Here is a 16,414-nt window from a genome sequence, read left to right as displayed (position 1 = left end):
ATGAAATCTCTGTTTCTTAGCCCACTAATTGCGTCATTGCTTGCTTGTCCTACACTGGTGACAGCCGGCATCGAAGTGGCCAAATGCGAATTGAAAGAATCTGCTTCGGTCGTGAATAACGATGTTGATGTTGGCTCTTCTTTTGAAGTCATGGTTATCGATGGAACAAGAGTTTTTGTTTCATCGCAGGATGGTTTTATTGAAGCCCAAATGGCCTCAAAGAACCTCTTTGTGTGGTCAGATGCCGGAACCCAAAGTGTTCTCACTGTCTTAGACGATGGGCAGTACATCCGAACTGATCACGCCACAGTCGCTAGTCTCGAGTACGCCAAAGCCTCTGCCGAACAGAGAGACGAGCTTGACTGGAAAAAACTCACCTCGGGAGATCAAGAAGAGATCATTCTCGCCAGGATTTCACATGGGGGCTGCAACTAATGGATTTCCTCAACGCCCTCGTGGCGCTTTCCAACTTTGTGCTGGTCCCTGCGATCGCCTATGGCAGCCAATTGGCCCTGGGTGCGCTTGGGGTCACGCTGATCTATGGCATCTTGCGGTTCTCGAACTTTGCCCATGGGGACACCATGGCGTTTGGCGCGATGGTTACCGTTCTGGTGACCTGGTGGATGCAGAGCATCGGGATCAGCTTTGGTCCGTTACCGACCGCCCTGCTTGCCCTGCCCTTTGGCATTCTGGGAACAATGCTGCTGGTGTTGTTCACCGACCGCGTGGTGTACAAGTTCTATCGTGAGCAAAAGGCCAAACCGGTGATCCTGGTGATCGTCTCGATGGGCGTCATGTTTATCATGAACGGTCTGGTGCGCTTCGTCATCGGCCCCGGTGATCAACGCTTTGCTGATGGCGAACGCTTCATCATCTCGGCACGCGACTTCAAGACCATGACCGGCCTGAAGGAAGGTCTGGCGATCAAGACCACCCAAGGGATCACGGTTGTGGTCGCGGTGATCTGTGTGATCGCTCTGTTCTGGTTTCTCAACCGCACCCGCACGGGTAAATCGATGCGGGCCTACTCGGACAATGAGGATCTGGCGCTTTTGTCGGGCATCAACCCCGAGCGTGTGGTCATGTACACGTGGCTGATTGTGGCCGCACTGGCGGCAACGGCGGGTGTGCTCTATGGACTCGACAAATCGTTCAAGCCGTTTGTCTACTTCCAGCTTCTGCTGCCCATCTTTGCCTCGGCCATCGTGGGTGGTTTGGGCAACCCGCTGGGGGCGATTGCGGGTGGCTTTGTCATCGCGTTTTCCGAGGTGACGATCACATATGCCTGGAAGAAGGTGGCGAAATACATGCTGCCTGAAAGTCTGGAACCCTCGGGCCTCGCCCAACTGCTCAGCACAGATTACAAGTTCGCGGTCAGTTTCGTGATCCTGCTTATTGTGCTGCTGTTCAAGCCAACCGGTCTGTTCAAGGGGAAAGCGGTATGAACGAGACGCTTAAAAATACCGGCCTCTTTGCCATTGTCGGCGGGCTGATTATCGCGACAGGTTTCATGCAAAGCTGGAACTCGGCCATCCTGATCATCAACATGGGGCTGATCTCGGCCATAATGGCCATTGGTGTGAACCTGCAATGGGGCTTTGCCGGTCTCTTTAACGTGGGCGTCATGGGCTTTGTGGCCCTTGGCGGTCTGGCCGTGGTTTTGGTCGCCGGGGACTTCACCCCTGAGACTTGGAGCGCCGGTGGGTTTGGTATCATCCTGGCGCTTCTGCTAGGCGCGGCCACGGTGACGGCTGCGGTCATGATTTCGAAAAAGATGGCCAAGGGACGTGCCCGGACGATTGCCATGCTGGCGGTTCTGGTGGTGGGTTTTGTCGTCTATCGTGCCGTCTTTGACCCCAACGTTGCGGCGGTCGAAGCGATCAACCCGGCGGCGGCTGGCAACATTGGTGGCCTTGGTCTGCCGGTGCTGTTGGCCTGGCCCGCAGGTGGTCTTCTGGCCGCAGGTGCGGCCTGGTTGATTGGCAAGACGGCTTTGGGTTTGCGCTCGGACTATCTGGCGATTGCGACGCTGGGGATCGCCGAGATCATCATCGCCGTGCTCAAGAACGAGGACTGGCTGGCGCGTGGCGTGAAAAACGTCATCGGCCTGCCCCGTCCGGTTCCCTATGAGATCGACCTGCAAAACGATCCGGCCTTTGTGGAACGGGCTGCAGGAATGGGGCTGGACCCGGTGATGGCGTCGACGCTTTACGTCAAGCTGGGCTATTCGGTGTTGTTCATGGTGGTCCTGCTGGTCCTGCTCTGGATGGCACAGATGGCTCTGAAAAGCCCCTGGGGTCGGATGATGCGCGCCATTCGCGACAACGAGGTCGCGGCCGAGGCCATGGGTAAGGACGTCACACGTCGTCACCTGCAGATCTTTGTTCTGGGGTCCGCCGTCTGCGGCATCGCAGGTGCGATGATGACCACGCTGGACGGTCAGCTGACACCTGGCACGTATAACCCGTTGCGGTTCACGTTTCTTGTCTGGGTCATGGTGATCGTTGGCGGATCCGGCAACAACTTTGGTGCCGTGTTGGGGGCGATGCTGATCTGGTTCCTCTGGGTGCAGGTCGAGCCGCTTGGCATTTGGGTGATGGAGTTGGTTACATCGGGCATGGCCGAAGACAGTGCCTTGCGCGACCATCTATTGGACAGTGCGGCGCACATGCGATTGCTGACCATGGGTGTGATCCTGCTTCTTGTCCTCAGGTTCAGTCCACGCGGATTGATCCCTGAAAAGTAATCGAAATGAAGCAATCGAAAAACGCCGCCTGTTAAGGCGGCGTTTTTCAGTTTGGATTTGCTGAAATGCTCTTGCAGCCCCAGAAGCACTCCCGCCCCCGGACAGACCTGACTGCGTCAGCTCCGCCAACGGCCTTGGGCCGGGCGCCTCGCCTGCGGCTCGGCGCGGTCCCGATTGGGGAATCTGTTTCGCCACAATCGCAAACTGCCGAGCGAAGCGAGGCTTGGCCCAACGGGAGGCGGGCATCTTTGATGCACAGCCGACGGGCGGGAGCGCTCCCTTTCCTCCAGCTCCCGACAGTTCGAACTCACGCTTTATCGTCCTTTGAAGAAACTTCCCAAGATACCCCGCACAATGCGGCGACCGGTGGTGCCCTTGAGTTCTTTGATCACTGCTTCTCCCATGGCGCTTGCGAAGGTGTCTTTTTTGCGGGTGTAGCGTGAAGACGACCGGCTCACACGTGCCCCTGAATAGCGGCGGGCGGCGGAGTATTCGCGTTGCATCATCGGTTGTTCTTCTTCCTCGGCCTCGGCAGCCTCGGCTTCTTTTGCCGCCTGCTCCGCGCGTTTGGACAGGATTTCAAAAGCCGAGTTTCGATCCAGAAGCGCGTCGTACTTGCCCCCCAGATCCGAGGCGGAGAGATGCGCCCTTCGCTCTGCCTTGGTGATCGGGCCGAGTTGTGAGGATGGTGGCCGGATCAGGGTGCGTTCAACGATCCCCGGCACGCCCTTCTTTTGCAGCATCGACGTAACGGCCTCGCCCACGCCAACCTCACGAATGGCTTCTTCGGTGTCGAACGCAGGGTTTTCGCGATAGGTTTCTGCCGCCAGTCGCAGGTTCTTGCGATCCTTGGCGGTGAACGCGCGCAAGGCGTGTTGGACACGGTTGCCAAGCTGGCCCAGGATATCTTCGGGCACATCGGCCGGGTTCTGCGTGATGAAATAGACGCCAACACCCTTGGACCGGATCAGGCGCGCGACCTGTTCGACCTTGTCGACCAGCACCTTGGGCGCATCATCGAACAGCAGATGCGCCTCGTCAAAAAAGAACACCAGCTTGGGTTTGTCCGGATCACCCACCTCCGGCAGCTCTTCGAACAGCTCGCTGAGCAGCCAGAGCAGGAACGTCGCATAGAGACCCGGCGCCGCCATCAGTTTGTCCGAGGCCAGAATATTCACCATGCCGCGACCCTGATCGTCTGTGCGCATCAGATCTTTAAGCTCCAGCGCCGGTTCACCAAACAGCTTGGACGCACCCTGGTTCTCGATCACCAGAAGACGGCGCTGGATCGCCCCGATCGAGGCGGTCGAGACGTTGCCATAACGCAGCGACAGCCGCGCGCGGTTCTCGCCAATCCAGACCAGCAGCGCCTGCAGGTCCTTGAGATCCAGCAGCGGCAAGCCTTCTTCATCGGCCAGCCGGAAAGCAATGTTCAAGATACCTTCTTGTGCCTCGCTCAATTCAAGCAAACGTGACAGCAGCAACGGCCCCATTTCGGTCACTGTGGTGCGCACCGGATGGCCCTGTTCCCCAAACAGATCCCAAAACGTCACTGGGCTGGCGCGATAGGCAAAATCGGTGAAGCCGATGGTCGTTGCGCGCTCGGTAAACGGATTGTGAAGCTTGTGCTCGGGCGTACCGGACTTGGCCAACCCCGAAAGATCGCCTTTGACGTCGGCCAGAAACACCGGCACACCGGCCTCCGAGAAGCCCTCGGCAAGGATCTGCAAGGTCACGGTTTTCCCGGTACCCGTGGCCCCGGCAATCAACCCGTGCCGATTGGCATATTTCAACGACAGCCCCTGCGGTTCACTATGATTGTCGCCACCGCCGCCCAAAAAAACCTTGCCGTCCATAAAGTTATGCCTCGTATTGCATCGTTTCGCTGCAAGCATACAAAGTTAACCTTTCGCTGCCATAGTTCTTTCTTGTCCGGACCCTGGAACTTTCTCTGGGGGTCGGACACCTTCCTCCCTGTTAGACTGGCCGTGCCTTCGGGCACGGCATTTTTCATTGAATGGAAGTTATTCTGCATATGGCGCGGATATGGCGCAAAAAATCTGGTCTTAGCTGTTGACCGATGCGGTCCCAATTCGTAACGTCTGCCTCATAACTAAGTCGGCCAGTCCGACGGGGAGCAAAATATGAAAAGGAGACCCTTTCTGTGGTCTCCTTTTCTTATGCTCGGTGCAGCCAAGGACGGCGCTGTCCATCAATCCATTGAAACTGTGCGATTGGCACTGACAGCCGGGTCTGGGCATGCTAGAGCGTGGCGAAAGCAGTACCGAATGTATGAGGCGACCATGTTCAAATCCATTATCGGCCTGAGCACAGCGACCGCGCTGTTGATTGCAAGTGCCGCGACCGCTCAGGAAACCACCACCGAAGACGCAACACCTGAAACCGAACAGACCGAGGCCATCGAAGGCTCTGAGGCGCTGGACCTGGGTGAACCCGTGGCCGCAGGGCCACAACTGGGCGAGCGCTACTCCAAGGACAAGTTCGGCGATTGGGACCTGGCGTGCATCAAGACCGAAGAAGAGCAGGATCCCTGCTCGCTGTTGCAGGTGATGACCGACCCGCAGAACAACCCGATGGCCGAAATCTCATTGTTCCGGTTGGCGGGTAACCAGGCCGCCGTGGCCGGTGCAACCATTGTTGTGCCGCTGGAAACACTGCTGCCGGCTCAGCTGACCATCTCGGTGGATGGCGCTCCCGGCAAGCGTTACAATTATTCCTTCTGCAACCCGATCGGCTGCGTCGCCCAGATTGGCCTGACGCAGACAGACATCGATGCCATGAAAAAGGGCGCCAAGGCGACCGTTTCGCTGGTGCCTGCTCCGGCGCCGGATCAGACCATCAGCCTGGACCTTTCGCTAAGCGGATTTACCGCTGGCTTTGAAGTTGTCGACGTTGTCACGAACTGATCAACCGACAGTTTGAACAAAAAAACGCCGCCCTCTGAGGGCGGCGATTTTCGTTAGACCTTGCGCAAGGCCAAAACCGCGTTGAGACCACCAAAGGCAAAGGCGTTGGACAGGGCCACATTCACCTTGGCCTCGCGCGCCTCGTTCGGGACCACGTCCAATGCGCATTCAGGGTCAGGTTCTTCGTACCCGATGGTCGGTGCGATAACCCCGTCACGCAGGGCCATGATGCAGGCCAAAAGCTCGACCGCGCCTGTGCCACCGATCAGGTGGCCGTGCATGGATTTGGTTGAGCTGATCATCAGATTGTCGGCGTGTTTTCCGAATATATCCGCCACGGCGGCACATTCCGTCTTGTCGTTGGCGGCCGTGCCGGTGCCATGCGCGTTGATATAGGCCACATCCTCGGGGTTCAGTCGCGCATCAGCCAATGCGCCGGAAATGGCTCGCGCCGCCCCTTGTTTTGATGGCATGACGATGTCGGCGGCATCAGACGACATAGCCGAGCCAATGACTTCGCACAGGATGTCGGCGCCGCGCGCCTTGGCGTGCTCGAATTCCTCGAACACGAAAATACCAGCACCTTCGCCCTGAACCATACCGTTGCGGTTTGCACTGAACGGGCGGCAGGCGTCCTTGGACATGACCCGCAGCCCTTCCCAGGCTTTGACCCCACCAAAACACAGCATTGATTCCGAACCACCGGTGACCATGACCGGCGCCATGCCACTGCGGACCATGGCCAGAGCTTGTGCCATGGCGTGATTGGACGAGGCGCAGGCGGTCGAGACGGTGAACGACGGACCTTTGAGGTTGTATTCCATCGACAGATGACTGGCGGCGGCATTGTTCATGAGCTTGGGCACAACAAAGGGGTGCACCCGGTTCTTACCGTCCTCGTAGACCGAACGATAATTGTCGTCCCACGTGCTGACCCCGCCCCCGGCGGTGCCCAGAACAACGCCGGACCGGGCAGACAGATCCCCGTTGAAAGTCAGGCCGGATTGGGTGATCGCCTCTTTTGCGGCGGCCAGTGTGAACTGTGTAAACCGGTCATACAGCGACATTTGTTGCCGGTTGAATCGGCCCTCGGCTTCGAACCCGCGAACCTGACCGCCGATCTTGATGGCAAGGCGCTCGACGTCGCGAAACTCCAACTCGCCAATGCCACAGCGCCCTTCGCGCATGGCCTCGAGCGTCTCAGGCACCGAATGGCCCAGAGAGTTGATGGTTCCGGCCCCGGTGATGACAACGCGTTTCATCCTGTTTTTCCCGCTTGCCCGCTATGCCCTCTCGGACATGAGCTTTTCGATGCCGGCGACGATGGCCGCCACGTTCGAAATGTCAAAATCGCTTTGGGATGGTTCATTGGCATTGAAGGGGATCGAGATGTCGAATTCCTCTTCGATGGCAAAGATGCTTTCGACCAGGCCAAGGCTGTCGATGCCCAGATCTTCCAGAGTGCTTTCGGGGGTTACATCGGACGGGTCCAGAACGGCCTGTTCTGCGATGATCGCGATAACACGGTCGTTGATGCTCATAATCAGTCCTCTGACTAGAATGTCTGAGGCCGATTTAATCACTCGAGGTGAGTTTGGAAACAGCCTTTTTCAGCGCATCGACGTCACGTAGGATGCGCGGAAGTCGGCGCTGTGCTTTGTAAATCTCTGTGTGTGTTTCCATTTTTACCGCTGGATAGCCCATCATCACGCGACCGTCTGGCACATTTGACAGGATTTTTGTTGCCCCTGCGGCAATAACACCCGCACCAAGGAACAGGTTGTCTGCGACGCCGACCTGGCCACCCAAAACCGTGTTGTTGCCAATCTCGACCGAGCCGGAGAGCCCGACCTGCCCACAGAGCAGGCAGTCTTGTCCGACTCGGGAGTTGTGACCCACATGAACTAAGTTGTCGAGCTTGGTGCCAGAGCCGATCACAGTGTTTCGGATTGTGCCGTTGTCGATGGTTGAGTTTGCGCCGATTTCCACGTCATCGCCAATCTCGACAGCTCCGATGGAGTGGATGCGCATCCAGCTTTGCGCTTTGGCATCGCCTGAATCGCCCATCGACTTGCGCGCGTTTTCGACGCCGGACACTTCGGGGGTGACAAAACTGAAACCGTCCGAGCCGATGCGCACGCCGGGTTGTGCCCGGAATCTGTCTCCAATGGTGGCGCGCGCGCCGATGCTGACCATCTCGCGCAGGTGCGCGTTTTCACCCAATTTTACGTCGATACCGACGACACAGTGAGGCCCGATGACAGAGCCGTTGCCAATGACGGCATTGGCGCCAATCACGCACAGTGGCCCGATCGAGACGTTTTCACCAATCCTGGCCGTGGGGTCTACAACGGCCGAGGGGTGTATCCCCTGCCCTTCGCCTTGGCCCGCGTCCATCATGACGGTGACGCCCGCCATGGCCATTCGTGGACGCGGCGCAAAGATGGCCGCCTTCAGCCCCATCGCCCGCCAATCCGCATCCGGCCAGACGACTGCGGCCTCGGCGTTCCCTGCGCTCAGTTCTTCGGCGTATTTCGGTGACATCGCAAGTGCCAATGCATCCGCAGTGGCATCTGCAGGCTCCGAGGCCCGCGTGACCGTCAGCTCAAGATCCCCGGCCGCCTCGGCGCCAAGGGATTGGGCAATCTGCTGGATGGTAAAGCGCATGGTGGGACCCCGTCTAATTCGCTTTGGTCCCCGTTGCTTACCCCCGAACGGCGGACAGGGCTACCCCTGCGTTGCTAAGCGCGCTCCAGATCTTGGCGTCCCGGCCATAGATGTCGCGACGGTATTCCGCCTGTCCCTTGGGTGAAATCACGGCGGTGCGGTAGATGATGTGCACCGGCACATGCTCTTCCAGCTCGACCTTGGTTTCCCTGCCGGAATCGAGAACCCGGTGAAAGAAATCCTTTGGTGTTTCGCTTTGCTTGGCCAGCAGCGCATAGGCAAACTCGAATGGTTGCGCCAGACGCACGCAGCCGTGCGAGTATGCACGAACTTCGCGGGCGAAAAGATGCTTCTGCGGCGTGTCATGCAAGTAGATGTTGTACTTGTTGGGGAACATGAACTTGACCAAGCCCAATGCATTTTTCTTGCCCGGAGGCTGGCGCATGGCAAAGGGAAAGCTGCGGGCAGAGTATTGCGCAAAGTTGTGGTTGCGGCTGACACGGCGTCCACGGCTATCGGTGATTTCCAGATGACCGACAGCGCCCGGATTGGCGCGCAGCTTTGGCAGGTACTCCTTGGTGATGATCGAACGTGGTACATACCAGCTAGGATTGATGACCATATGCTCCATCACATCGGAAAACTCGGGCGTGCGACGGTCGCTGGTGTTCTTGCCAATGACCGAACGTGTTTGAAACGTCACATGACCATCATCGATGATTTTGGCCGAAAAGTCCGTCTGATTGACCAGAATGTGTCGCCCACTTCGGTCGCGGGTCAACCAACGCTCGCGTTCCAGCGCCACGATGACGGACTTGAGCCGATCACCAACGCTCTTGTTGATTTCGGTAATGGTGCCCTTACCGGCAACGCCATCCGCCTCAAGCCCATGTGACGATTGAAACGCCTGAACCGCGTTTTGAAGGGATTTGTCGTAAGACTTGCTGGCACTGCGGGTCATATACCCCATGTCGATCAGACGATTGCGCAGGCTGACGACCGCGTTGCCACTGTCGCCTGGCTCCAACTTGCGAACCGGGACCGTGGGCCCCCATCCGCCTTCGGCCAGCAGATGTTCCAGTCGCAGCTTTTCTTTGAGCAGCGCCCGATATTGCGGAGAGGTCGGTGCCAAGGTTCTCATGTACGCGCCGGGGACACTGGTTTCGAGCTCACGCAGATAGGCGTCGCCATCCCGGCGTTCGACCTTGCGCACCATACCGTCATCAATGGTCGACGGACGCAGGACGCCGGTTTGAATGTCGCGCGCATAGGTCACAAAAGCCCGGCTGAGCGCCACTTCGACCATACCCAGATCACGGGTGGTTTCCGCGTTGCGCATGGTGTCCATCAAACGGTCCAGGCGGTAACGGTCCACCGGCAAACCGTGAACATCTGCAGTGGACAGCGCTTGCACCAAAGCGGCACGGCGCGCGCGGTGTTCTTCACCCTCTCCAGTCCAGATCGGTTGATAATTGTTCTCACGGTAGAACTTTGCCACCGCATCGCTCTTGGATGCGGCCTCGGCAATGGCCTGTTTGAAAGCTGTTACCTGGGCCGACACGGGCGCGCTGAGCAATGCGAGCAATCCGGCGGTGCCCAGCAGGCGAAACACGGTTCTGGCAGACGAACGTCGGTTCAAACGCAGCATGGGATGGTCCTTGGGGTCTTGGAAATGGTCAAATCAACGGGTGTTCATCGAGTTTCAAAAGTTACATTACAGAAGTCCATTCACATTTCGTTCACAGGACAAATTGCGAACAGACCTGATGCATGCGTGCATCGCCTCAGGTTTTTTGGGTTTGGCCGCTCGCAAATGCGGCAAAGATAGGGCATTTGCACTAGTTTGCGCAAAAACTCGCCGAAAATTCCCCGTAAGTAAAACTTGCGGCATTCATTTCTTGGCTCGCGAATCTGTCTGTGCCATACAGTTGCCATCTGGGGATGGATATTAACACAGTGCACGTAACATCGTGCGCAGGCAGGATACGTACGGGACGACACAGGAAATGGCAGATTCCAGCTCTTCGGGCTTGACCCGGCGCGCCCTACTGGGTGCGTTCGCAGCAACAACTCTCACCGCGGCACCGACCTTCTCCAAGGCAGCAGGGTTCCTTCGTGGCGGCGGCGACATTCGCCGTATTCGAATGTACTCAGGGCGCACCGGTGAGCGCATCGACATGATCTACTGGATTGATGGCGACTACATCAAGGATGCCGTCAAGGAAGTGAATCACTTCATGCGGGATTGGCGAACCGATCAGGTCAAAACCATGGACCTGCGGACAATCGACATCATGGCAGCCGCGCACAATCTGATGGATATCAACGAACCCTACATGCTGTTGTCGGGCTATCGCAGCCCACAGACAAACGCCATGCTACGTCGTCGGTCGCGCGGTGTTGCCAAGAATTCCCTTCACATGAAAGGCCAGGCCGCAGACCTTCGCCTGTCGTCGCGCTCGGTTGGTCAGATGGCGCGGGCCGCCGCCTCGTGTCGGGCGGGTGGTGTAGGCCGCTACTCGCGTTCGAACTTCGTGCATATGGATTGCGGCGTCGTTCGCACTTGGGGTGGCTGACCCCCACCTGATCAGTCATGGTCCCGTTGCAAACCCCCGAGCATTCGCTGCGGGGGTTTTCTTTTGCTCTATTCATCTCAGATCCAAAGTTTCCAAGATTTACAACAAGGTGGGCGGTCATTCCCCCACGTCACTACGCGCCCTCGATTGACTACATACCAAGTAGTATGTTTCCTTTTGCCAAATTCGGGAGGGAACGCACAGATGTCACAGTCCACCGCCGAAGCGCGATCCGAACGCTACGAAGAGCTGCTGCGCGCGGCGGCCGAGTGTTTTCAAAGCCGCGGGTTTGCTGCCACGTCGATCGACACTGTCGCGCGGCATCTGGGGGCCACCAAGGGGCGCGTCTATCACTACTTCCCCTCCAAGATGGATCTGTTCAACGCCGTCCGAGACCGCGCTATGGATCTGGTCTTTGCGGCGTCTGATGACGGCTATCAAATGCAGGGCACTCCGGCGGCGCGGCTCAATGTCATGTCAGCGGGACATGCGCGTTCGATGATCGACGATCTGCCTTACATGCACGTCCTGATAGATGGGCTTCAGATGCTTCGGTATTCCACCACCACCCAGTTTCAGCGTGAAGCGATGGAGGCGCATCTGACGCGTCGTGACCTGTATGAGCAGCGCTTTCGCGAGGTTGTCCTGCAAGGCGTGGCCGACGGGCAGTTTCATATCGGCCCGCAACTGTCGATCACGATCCAGAGCTTCATGAGCACATTGAACGGCCCGGTGTTCTGGTATCGGCCACGTGGCGAGGACACGCCAGAGAGCCGTCAGGCCATCGTCGATGATGTGGTGCGCTTTGCGATGTCAGGCCTTGGGCTGAGCGCAGACAGCTTCACGCAGCATTCAAACCAATCACAAAAGGTTTTCGCATGACACAGATTCCCGAAACCATGTTCGCTGTCTTGCAGACCGGCGATGGCTACTCCGGCCAGGCGACCGGCCCGGCCATCTCCGATGCGTCCGACTATTTGGAAAACGGTGAAATCGCCGTCCCGACACCTGGCCCCGGGCAAGTTCTGATCAAGTTGCGGGTGGCCTCGGTCAACCCATCGGACATGCATTTCATCAAAGGGGAATACGGTCAGCCGCGTGTCAAAGGACACCCGGCAGGGTTCGAGGGATGCGGCGATGTCGTGGCCACCGGCAAAGGCGCCGAGGGCCTGGCAGGTCAGCGTGTGGCTTTTGTTGCCGCGGGTTCGGGGGCCTGGGCGGATTATGTCGTGACACAGGCACAGATGTGTATCCCACTGCGTCCGGATATCTCGGACGAGGACGGCGCGGCGCAGATCGTCAACCCGTTGACTGCCATGGCAATGGTGGACATTGCAAAGTCCGAAGGCGACGCCTTTGTGATTTCTGCCGCCACCAGCCAGTTGGGCAAACTGATGTGTATGCTGGGGCGGGATCTGGGGCTGAAACCCATCGCACTTGTGCGCCGGGCTGAAGCCATTGAGCCACTCAAGGAGTTGGGAGCTGCCGAAGTTCTTGTGACCAGCGACCCGGACATGCTTAAGAAATTCGCCAAAATCAGTGCCGAGTTGAAACCGCGCGTGTTCCTGGATGCGGTGAGCAACCAGCAATCCGAGCAGATCTTTGCGGCCATGCCGAACCGTGCCCGCTGGGTCAGCTACGGCAAATTGGACGCTGAACTGCCCAGCCTGTCCCGCATGGGGCAGCTTGTTTTCATGGGCAAGAAGATCGAGGGATTCTGGCTTACCAATTGGATGATGACCACACCACCCGCTGATCAGGGCCGCGTGGTGGCCGAAGTTCAGGCACGATTTGCAGATGGTCGCTGGAAAACCGACGTCTCAGCCCACCTACCCCTTCGTGACGTTGTGTCAGGTTTGGCGGATGCGCTCAAAAAGACTGACGGAAAGGTCATGATCACTCCATAGTACGAGTAACCGCCCCCCGATGATGAGGAGGATCAAGGGGGGCAGTTGCATAAGCCGGACAACCGGCGCAGGGAGGAAAATTTGGACAATTTGCAGCTGCTGATCAGCGGGCTGGCGAATGGCTGTGTGTACGGCCTGATCGCGCTTGGCTTTGTGCTGATCTACAAGGCGACCGAGGCCGTGAACTTCGCCCAGGGCGATCTCATGATGCTGGGCGCATTTATAACTATCGGGCTAACCAACACGGAATACATGGGGCTGCCATTCTGGATGGCCTTGCCGATCTCGTTGGGGTTGATGGCCGTTCTTGGGTATCTTCTGGATCGCTTCCTGATCCGCAAGATGTTCGGCGAAAGCCAAACCTCGGTCGTGATCCTGACCATCGCGCTTGGCTTTGTCATTCGCTTTGCCGCCGGGTTGATCTGGGGTCACGAACCACAAACCCTGCAAAACCCATTGGCCGGCAAAGAGCTCGCCCTTGGCGGACTTGTGTTGGGCATGGAAGACGTGGCCGTCATCATCGTTACCGTACTGCTGACGTGGTCCCTTTATGTCTTCTTCTCCAAAACCAAGATGGGCTTGGCGATGCAAGGGGCCTCGCAGAACCAGTTGGCCGCATACTACATGGGCGTGCCGGTGAAGCAGGTGCAAGGGTTGATCTGGGCATTGGGTGGCGTTGTCGCTTGCGTTGCGGGGATCCTCTTTGCTGCCAAGGGGTCCGTTGATCCGGCCACTGGTCTCATCGGTATCAAGGCGTTTGCCGCGGCGGTCATCGGTGGCTTCGGCTCGCTGCCCGGTGCCCTGGCGGGTGGCCTGATCGTTGGCGTGATCGAACCCTTTGCCAGCCGATATATCGCTGCCGGGTACAGCCAGATCGCACCTTATGCGCTGCTGCTTGCGGTGTTGATCTTCCGTCCGCACGGGCTGTTCAGCCAAGTGCGCACCAAGAAGGTATAAGCTCATGCGGATCGTATTCAAAACCGACTACATGCAAGACATCCGCCCTTGGAAGGACGGATATCAGCTGAGCCTTTACCTGCTGCTTCTGGCGGTGGCGATTGCCGCGCCCTGGTGGCTGGATGACTTCTATCTGGGCGAGCTCACCAACGTTCTGATCTGGGCCATCGCAGGCCTGGGGCTGATGGTTCTGACCGGGCACACCGGCCAGGCCAGCCTGGGCCACGCCGCGTTCCTGGCCATCGGGTGTTATGCCAACATCATCCTGGTCGAGGCGGGCGTACCCTTCATGATCGCCTTTCCCGTGGCTGGTTTGATTACCGGCATCATCGGGGCGACTGTTGCCGTCCCTGCCCTGCGGCTGCACGGCATCTATCTGGCGATCTTCACGCTGGCGATGTCGATCCTGATGGACGACATCATCGTTCTGGCCGAGCCGATCACCGGCGGGGTTGCCGGCAAATACGCGCCGCCCGTGGGTGTCTTTGGCTTCATGGTGGATCGCTGGGGCACTCCGAACGAGTTCTACTGGCTGACACTTGGCGTCGTGGTTCTGGTCACGCTTGGCTACATCAACCTGCTGCGCGCGCCTTTGGGCCGGTCGTTCATCGCAGTGCGTGACAGCGAAGTGTCAGCGCAAGCCATGGGCGTGGACATATCGCGCACCAAGACAATCTCGTTCGGCCTCAGCTGCATGGTCACTGGATGGGCGGGCGCCCTGATGGGGCTTTATGCTGGTGCCTTCAACAACGAGACGTTCAGCGTCGTGATCTCGATCCAGCTGTTGATGATGATCGTGATCGGTGGTCTTGGCTCGATCCACGGTGCCTTCTTTGGCGCTATCGTCATCGGCTTCCTGCCACAGTTCCTGTCGATCTCGAAAGAGTACGTCGGTGCTGTCTTTGGCGGATCCACGGTGGCCATTCCCGGTCTCGAGTTCGGCATCTTTGGCATGATCCTGATCGCCTTCATTCTGTTCGAACCCATGGGGATCTATGGCCGCTGGCTCAAGATCCGCACCTGGTTCGAGCTATTCCCGTTCTACCGCAAGGACATGTTCAAGCGGCAGAAATCCTACCTCAAGACGGAGCGCCTGAGATGAGCTTGCTTGAGCTTGAAAACGTCACACTGAAGTTTGGCGGGCTGACGGCGGTGGATGATCTGTCGTTCAGCGTCGAAGAGGGCGAGGTTTTCGCCATCGTGGGTCCCAACGGGGCGGGAAAATCGACCGTGTTCAACCTGATTTCGCGGTTCTATGACCCTTATGCGGGCAAGATCCGGTTTAATGGACACGACCTGTTGCAGGTCAAACCATCGGGCGTTGCGGCCTTTGGCGTGGCGCGGACGTTCCAGAACATCGAACTGTTCGAACACGCGACTGTGCTGCAAAACCTGCTGGTCGGGCGGCATCGCCATCGCACCACCAACCTGCTGTCCGAGGTGTTCTTCTCATCTTCGGCCAAGCGGCAAGAGATGGAGAACCGCGAAAAGGTCGAAGAGGTCATAGATTTCCTCGACCTGCAGGCCTATCGCGACAAGATGATCGCGGGGTTGCCATACGGCGTCCGCAAGGTGGTCGAGGTGGCGCGCGCACTCTCGACGGATCCAAAACTGCTGTTGCTTGATGAGCCGGCTTCGGGCCTCTCGGTCGAGGAAACAGCAGATATGCGGTGGTGGATCGACGACATCCGTCGTCAGATGGGCATCACCGTGTTGATGGTTGAACATGACATGGGGCTTGTGTCGGGCGTGTCCGACCGGGTTCTGGCCATGGCCGATGGCGCAAAACTGGCGCTTGGCACCCCGGCCGAGGTGCAATCGCACCCGGCAGTGATCGAAGCATATCTGGGGAAGGCCTCATGAGCGAACCCATCCTGAAAATCCGCAATATCGAGAGTTTCTACGGACCCATCATGGCGATCCGGGGCGTGTCGCTGGACGTGCACGAGGGGCGCGTGGTGTCGATCCTGGGCGCCAATGGCGCGGGCAAGACGACGCTGATGAAAACCGTGTCCGGCGTGATGGATCCCGAAAAAGGCACCATCACCTTTGCCGGGCAAGAGATCCAAGGATCGGAACCGCACAAGGTCGTACAGCAGGGCATCGTACATGTGCCCGAGGGGCGCGAGGTGTTCCCGCTGCTCACCGTGGACGAAAACCTGAGCTTGGGCGCCTATACCAGCACCGACAAAGGTCAGATCGAGCACGATCGAGAATTGGTGTTCAGCTATTTCCCAATCCTGAAAGAGCGGCGCAACCAGGAAGCGGGTACGCTTTCGGGTGGGCAACAGCAGATGCTGGCGATCGGTCGTGGGCTGATGGCCAACCCGCGCATCATGCTCTTGGATGAACCCAGCCTCGGGCTATCTCCACTCTTGGTGCAGGAAATCTTTGCCATTCTCAAACGGCTCAACGAAGAGCAGAACATGACCATGATGCTGGTGGAACAGAACGCCAGCGCGGCGCTGAACCTGGCGCACGATGGTTACGTGATGGAGGTGGGCCGCATCGTGATGGACGGCACCGCCGAGCAACTGATGGCGTCCGAGGACATCCAGAACTTCTATCTGGGTGTGCAAGAGGAAGGCGAGCGGGAGAACCGCCGCTGGAAACGCAAGAAAACGTGGAGGTGAG

16 protein-coding genes are annotated in these 16,414 nt (G+C 58.3%); 11 read left to right on the top strand and 5 right to left on the bottom strand.

Annotated features, from left to right (window positions below; genetic code table 11):
- From TRM7615_RS11300 to TRM7615_RS11290, 3 genes are read left to right on the top strand one after another with little or no spacing between them, the layout of a single operon-like run.
- The gene (locus TRM7615_RS11300; RefSeq protein WP_108787524.1) at positions 1-435 is read left to right on the top strand and encodes a hypothetical protein; all 435 of its coding nucleotides are present in this window, start codon (positions 1-3) and stop codon (positions 433-435) included.
- Positions 435-1,445 (top strand): branched-chain amino acid ABC transporter permease, encoded by a 1,011-nt coding sequence (locus TRM7615_RS11295; protein WP_108787522.1) that lies wholly within the window; start codon positions 435-437, stop codon positions 1,443-1,445. Before TRM7615_RS11300 ends, TRM7615_RS11295 begins: the two co-directional genes overlap by 1 nt.
- Positions 1,442-2,746: a branched-chain amino acid ABC transporter permease gene (locus TRM7615_RS11290; RefSeq protein WP_108787520.1), complete on the top strand. Its 1,305-nt coding sequence runs from the start codon at positions 1,442-1,444 to the stop codon at positions 2,744-2,746. Before TRM7615_RS11295 ends, TRM7615_RS11290 begins: the two co-directional genes overlap by 4 nt.
- Before the next feature lie 314 nt (positions 2,747-3,060).
- Here the strand turns inward: TRM7615_RS11290 and TRM7615_RS11285 are convergent, their stop codons facing one another.
- Positions 3,061-4,602, bottom strand: a complete 1,542-nt coding sequence (locus tag TRM7615_RS11285; RefSeq protein WP_108787518.1) for a helicase HerA-like domain-containing protein — start codon at positions 4,600-4,602, stop codon at positions 3,061-3,063.
- A gap of 447 nt (positions 4,603-5,049) precedes the next feature.
- Between TRM7615_RS11285 and TRM7615_RS11280 the strand changes: the two genes are divergently transcribed.
- Positions 5,050-5,673, top strand: coding sequence for an invasion associated locus B family protein (locus TRM7615_RS11280; protein ID WP_108787971.1), 624 nt, complete (start codon positions 5,050-5,052; stop codon positions 5,671-5,673).
- A 53-nt stretch (positions 5,674-5,726) separates the two neighbouring features.
- Here the strand turns inward: TRM7615_RS11280 and TRM7615_RS11275 are convergent, their stop codons facing one another.
- From TRM7615_RS11275 to TRM7615_RS11260, 4 genes are read right to left on the bottom strand one after another with little or no spacing between them, the layout of a single operon-like run.
- Complete coding sequence (locus TRM7615_RS11275) at positions 5,727-6,935, bottom strand: beta-ketoacyl-[acyl-carrier-protein] synthase family protein (protein ID WP_108787516.1); 1,209 nt, start codon at positions 6,933-6,935, stop codon at positions 5,727-5,729.
- 21 nt (positions 6,936-6,956) lie between these two features.
- On the bottom strand, positions 6,957-7,214 hold the full coding sequence (locus TRM7615_RS11270) for an acyl carrier protein (RefSeq protein WP_108787514.1): 258 nt from the start codon (positions 7,212-7,214) through the stop codon (positions 6,957-6,959).
- Between the two features lie 34 nt (positions 7,215-7,248).
- Positions 7,249-8,340, bottom strand: a complete 1,092-nt coding sequence (gene lpxD, locus TRM7615_RS11265) for a UDP-3-O-(3-hydroxymyristoyl)glucosamine N-acyltransferase (RefSeq protein ID WP_108787512.1) — start codon at positions 8,338-8,340, stop codon at positions 7,249-7,251.
- Positions 8,341-8,377: 37 nt separating this feature from the next.
- The gene (locus TRM7615_RS11260) at positions 8,378-9,988 is read right to left on the bottom strand and encodes a L,D-transpeptidase family protein (RefSeq protein ID WP_108787510.1); all 1,611 of its coding nucleotides are present in this window, start codon (positions 9,986-9,988) and stop codon (positions 8,378-8,380) included.
- A 358-nt stretch (positions 9,989-10,346) separates the two neighbouring features.
- Here TRM7615_RS11260 and mepK point away from each other — a divergent pair, with 358 nt between their 5' ends.
- The 7 genes from mepK to TRM7615_RS11225 all read left to right on the top strand — a co-directional run bounded on the left by mepK (position 10,347) and on the right by TRM7615_RS11225 (position 16,413).
- The gene (gene mepK / locus TRM7615_RS11255) at positions 10,347-10,916 is read left to right on the top strand and encodes a peptidoglycan L,D-endopeptidase MepK (RefSeq protein WP_108787508.1); all 570 of its coding nucleotides are present in this window, start codon (positions 10,347-10,349) and stop codon (positions 10,914-10,916) included.
- 204 nt (positions 10,917-11,120) lie between these two features.
- Positions 11,121-11,798 carry a TetR/AcrR family transcriptional regulator gene (locus TRM7615_RS11250; protein WP_108787506.1) on the top strand — a complete coding sequence of 226 codons (678 nt, stop codon included), beginning with the start codon at positions 11,121-11,123 and terminating at the stop codon, positions 11,796-11,798.
- Positions 11,795-12,823: a zinc-binding dehydrogenase gene (locus TRM7615_RS11245; protein WP_108787504.1), complete on the top strand. Its 1,029-nt coding sequence runs from the start codon at positions 11,795-11,797 to the stop codon at positions 12,821-12,823. The genes TRM7615_RS11250 and TRM7615_RS11245 overlap by 4 nt, the downstream gene beginning before the upstream one ends.
- A gap of 81 nt (positions 12,824-12,904) precedes the next feature.
- On the top strand, positions 12,905-13,780 hold the full coding sequence (locus tag TRM7615_RS11240) for a branched-chain amino acid ABC transporter permease (RefSeq protein ID WP_108787502.1): 876 nt from the start codon (positions 12,905-12,907) through the stop codon (positions 13,778-13,780).
- 4 nt (positions 13,781-13,784) lie between these two features.
- Positions 13,785-14,882 (top strand): branched-chain amino acid ABC transporter permease, encoded by a 1,098-nt coding sequence (locus TRM7615_RS11235; RefSeq protein WP_108787500.1) that lies wholly within the window; start codon positions 13,785-13,787, stop codon positions 14,880-14,882.
- On the top strand, positions 14,879-15,643 hold the full coding sequence (locus TRM7615_RS11230) for an ABC transporter ATP-binding protein (protein WP_108787498.1): 765 nt from the start codon (positions 14,879-14,881) through the stop codon (positions 15,641-15,643). The genes TRM7615_RS11235 and TRM7615_RS11230 overlap by 4 nt, the downstream gene beginning before the upstream one ends.
- Entirely contained in the window at positions 15,640-16,413 is a 774-nt protein-coding gene (locus tag TRM7615_RS11225) for an ABC transporter ATP-binding protein (RefSeq protein ID WP_085795556.1), read from the top strand. Before TRM7615_RS11230 ends, TRM7615_RS11225 begins: the two co-directional genes overlap by 4 nt.
- Position 16,414: the final 1 nt, after the last annotated feature.

It is taken from the genome of Falsiruegeria mediterranea M17 (assembly GCF_900302455.1).
Classification (GTDB): Bacteria; Pseudomonadota; Alphaproteobacteria; order Rhodobacterales; family Rhodobacteraceae; genus Falsiruegeria; species Falsiruegeria mediterranea.
Note: the sequence above shows the minus strand (reverse complement) of the source record. Positions and strands in the feature narration are given on the sequence as shown.

Coding starts and splice junctions, on each gene's coding strand:
- TRM7615_RS11300 (WP_108787524.1), top strand. CDS start 1: ATGAAATCTCTGTTTCTTAGCCCACTAATTGCGTCATTGCTTGCTTGT.
- TRM7615_RS11295 (WP_108787522.1), top strand. CDS start 435: ATGGATTTCCTCAACGCCCTCGTGGCGCTTTCCAACTTTGTGCTGGTC.
- TRM7615_RS11290 (WP_108787520.1), top strand. CDS start 1,442: ATGAACGAGACGCTTAAAAATACCGGCCTCTTTGCCATTGTCGGCGGG.
- TRM7615_RS11285 (WP_108787518.1), bottom strand. CDS start 4,602: ATGGACGGCAAGGTTTTTTTGGGCGGCGGTGGCGACAATCATAGTGAA.
- TRM7615_RS11280 (WP_108787971.1), top strand. CDS start 5,050: ATGTTCAAATCCATTATCGGCCTGAGCACAGCGACCGCGCTGTTGATT.
- TRM7615_RS11275 (WP_108787516.1), bottom strand. CDS start 6,935: ATGAAACGCGTTGTCATCACCGGGGCCGGAACCATCAACTCTCTGGGC.
- TRM7615_RS11270 (WP_108787514.1), bottom strand. CDS start 7,214: ATGAGCATCAACGACCGTGTTATCGCGATCATCGCAGAACAGGCCGTT.
- lpxD (WP_108787512.1), bottom strand. CDS start 8,340: ATGCGCTTTACCATCCAGCAGATTGCCCAATCCCTTGGCGCCGAGGCG.
- TRM7615_RS11260 (WP_108787510.1), bottom strand. CDS start 9,988: ATGCTGCGTTTGAACCGACGTTCGTCTGCCAGAACCGTGTTTCGCCTG.
- mepK (WP_108787508.1), top strand. CDS start 10,347: ATGGCAGATTCCAGCTCTTCGGGCTTGACCCGGCGCGCCCTACTGGGT.
- TRM7615_RS11250 (WP_108787506.1), top strand. CDS start 11,121: ATGTCACAGTCCACCGCCGAAGCGCGATCCGAACGCTACGAAGAGCTG.
- TRM7615_RS11245 (WP_108787504.1), top strand. CDS start 11,795: ATGACACAGATTCCCGAAACCATGTTCGCTGTCTTGCAGACCGGCGAT.
- TRM7615_RS11235 (WP_108787500.1), top strand. CDS start 13,785: ATGCGGATCGTATTCAAAACCGACTACATGCAAGACATCCGCCCTTGG.
- TRM7615_RS11230 (WP_108787498.1), top strand. CDS start 14,879: ATGAGCTTGCTTGAGCTTGAAAACGTCACACTGAAGTTTGGCGGGCTG.
- TRM7615_RS11225 (WP_085795556.1), top strand. CDS start 15,640: ATGAGCGAACCCATCCTGAAAATCCGCAATATCGAGAGTTTCTACGGA.